General features: G+C 38.3%; 2 protein-coding genes and 1 pseudogene. All 3 read right to left on the bottom strand.

Annotated elements, in window-relative coordinates:
* Positions 1–242 precede the first annotated feature (242 nt).
* A pseudogene (locus I6F66_RS20450) lies at positions 243–1,289 on the bottom strand (transposase).
* A gap of 134 nt (positions 1,290–1,423) precedes the next feature.
* Entirely contained in the window at positions 1,424–1,822 is a 399-nt protein-coding gene (locus tag I6F66_RS20445) for a hypothetical protein (RefSeq protein ID WP_024591720.1), read from the bottom strand.
* The gene (locus I6F66_RS22640; RefSeq protein ID WP_231611916.1) at positions 1,819–2,589 is read right to left on the bottom strand and encodes an RHS repeat-associated core domain-containing protein; all 771 of its coding nucleotides are present in this window, start codon (positions 2,587–2,589) and stop codon (positions 1,819–1,821) included. Before I6F66_RS22640 ends, I6F66_RS20445 begins: the two co-directional genes overlap by 4 nt.
* Between the last annotated feature and the right edge of the window lie 113 nt (positions 2,590–2,702).

Genomic DNA, 2,702 nt, shown 5'->3' with positions numbered 1-2,702 from the left:
ATAGCCATAAGACACCCTGCTTGTTTTTTACACTAAATAAAACGTAGTCCTTAATTTAAAAAAGAGCAAAATTTAGGATGGGTGTCACTGTTAATTGAATAGTGGCCAAAATCACTATGTCAGTACACCAGGTTATTTCCATTTCATCCATTAAATAAGTCATTAGCCTATTAAATCTAAATTGCACGCATGAAAATGGCTGCATATTTGCAGTTTTAATTTCGTACTGAGTAGTTTAAGTTTTATGCTAGTAGCTTTTCGTAGTTACTGATATTCGCTCGGCGCTTTCGGTTTAAGTTTTCACAATAACCTTCTTGTGAGGCTGGCCTGCCCACTGCGCCATGAAATACGCGCGTAAATTGGGTTGTAAGCTTTAACCAGTTCTCTGGAGATATATTCACCCTTTCTAGTAGAGGCAAGTGTGTACTTTCAATATACCCTCGCTTGTCTTCACGTATACAACGTCCTGTTAATTCAACAAGTTCAAGGTACGATTTAAGCTCAAACGGCAGCCCTTTTGGCATTATTTGACGTGACATGCCTGCAAAGCGAAGGAGTTGTTTTGGTTGTTTACCATCCTTTGCATATGTTAGTCGCTGTTTGATGCTGGTATGGCCTGAATCCTCTGGAGTGTTAGCTATTTTAGCTCTAATGGGGTTTAAGTCTACATATGCCATACAAGCTGCAAGGGCTGCTTCATCTAGTAATGCTTGCGATTTGAATCTACCCTCCCCACAAAGTTGTATGGAACAACTTTGAACGCCTTAGGCGGCCCGAAGGGTGAGCGCCATGGATGGCAGCGAATAAAACCGTCCAGTGCAGTTATCTTCTTTATTTGCTCTGCGAGCAATGTCTTCATTTAATAGCCGCATAAACCAACTGATACTTGATAGGCGCTCTCGGTATTGCTTAACCGTTTGATTGAAAAAGATGAGTTCAACTTTACTTAGCTTTTCACCTTGTACATATTTTTGCGTTAGCAATGTGCCTTTACACAGTTTATGCCAGCGAATAATAATCGCTTTATCATTTAGCCTATTCGCTTTCTTATCATCAACATACAATACTAAATGGGTATGATTACTCATGACGGCATAAGCACATACATCAATACAAAATATTTTTGCTAATACGAGCAACTTATCTTCAACCCAGCCTCGTCGATGCTCATAAGACTTGCCTGTAAAACGGTCTTCGCCACATAAAAAAGCACGACGCACGCAACGTGAAATACAGTGATAGTACTTTGTATCAACCAAACTTACTTGACGCTTTCTTGCGATTGCCATAAGACACCCTGCTTGTTTTTTGCACTAAATAAAGGCTAGCCTTTAATTTTAAAAAATGCAAAATTTAGGATGGGTGTCTTGTTTATTTTATTAGCCAAAAATAAAGCCCCTTACGGGGCTTTGGGTTCAAAAGTTTAAAATGGTTTGGGTGTTTTATACATATAACGCTTGTCTATGTATAAAACTTCACTATCTATTGAGTTTGCTACGACCAGATAGGCTTTAACATAATCTTTGGTTTCATTATGACCGCCATAAACCATATATGCGATATGATCTTTTTCCAATTTAGGAGCTTGGCAATTCAAAGGTTCATCGTCTATCTCTGCAACTTCAGATACTAACTTAAGTTTTAGTGTTACCTTCAGTAACTCACTCATTTTAATACTTTTACTATCACCGAGACCCAAAGTTTCTCTTGCTTCAATTTCAATGTCTATTGGACAAAATTCCATAGCTTTAACCTCCAAACTCTTAAATCCAATTAATATGAATAAAATAAGAAATCCTGCTATCGTTGATATTTTAATCATTTATCTAAATCCTTCTCTAGCGCTGGTAATGCAATTTCAGATGTGTTTTTTGCTTCCTGGCCAGTTAAATGTTCAAAAGCGTTCCCAGCATAAGTATTAGAATTTTGCCCCCTAGGTTGGTAAGGAATTTTAGCTTGATTTACACCCTTATTAAAAGCCCCAACCGATTTTTGAACTTCTCCCATTGTTGCTTCAACAGTAACTGAAGATAAAGTTTCAGTTCCTGGTTGGTTGAAGTCTACATTAACAGAAGCTGGCGAATCATTGGCAACCAAATTCACGCCTTCATAACTGCTATCCATGATAGCACCAGATGCTCCACCTGGATATTCACCACTGGGGCCGCCTCGGGTTATTCTAGTTTCACCTGTTTCCGTATCTTTGTATTCTACAAAGGCATGCCCAAACTTTCCTACAATTGGTGCATTCCCGATTGGATATGCTTTTAATGCAATCACCGTGTCCATTCCATCGGGATCAACATATTTGTATGGATTATTATTAGCGTAAGCATAACGATTGAAATTGTGAACATTCTTAAACCCAACCGGATCATTACTATAAAACCGCCCGATAACTGGATCATAGTATCGTGCCTGCATATAACTCAACCCTAAGTCGGTGTCGAATTTATGCCCTGTGTACCCTACATCATCTTTGGGGGCTTCTATCGATTCACCAAATGGACGAGCATGCTGACGGCTTTCATTCACTGTTTGCGGTGTTACATCAGATAAACTAGACAGCCACTTTAATTGAACAAACAAAATGTTGCCATTAAATTTAATTTGTAGGTTAATAATATATCTTTTATCGACAGGTTATTTTCATTTCATCCATCAAATAAGTCATTAGCGCTCTTAATCTAAATTGCACGCAT

Source organism: Pseudoalteromonas sp. NZS100_1 (genome assembly GCF_015864285.1).
Taxonomy (GTDB): Bacteria; Pseudomonadota; Gammaproteobacteria; order Enterobacterales; family Alteromonadaceae; genus Pseudoalteromonas; species Pseudoalteromonas arctica.
The sequence above is the reverse complement of the archived record's forward strand: the minus strand, read 5'-3'. Positions and strand labels throughout refer to the sequence as shown.

Coding starts and splice junctions, on each gene's coding strand:
- I6F66_RS20445 (WP_024591720.1), bottom strand. CDS start 1,822: ATGATTAAAATATCAACGATAGCAGGATTTCTTATTTTATTCATATTA.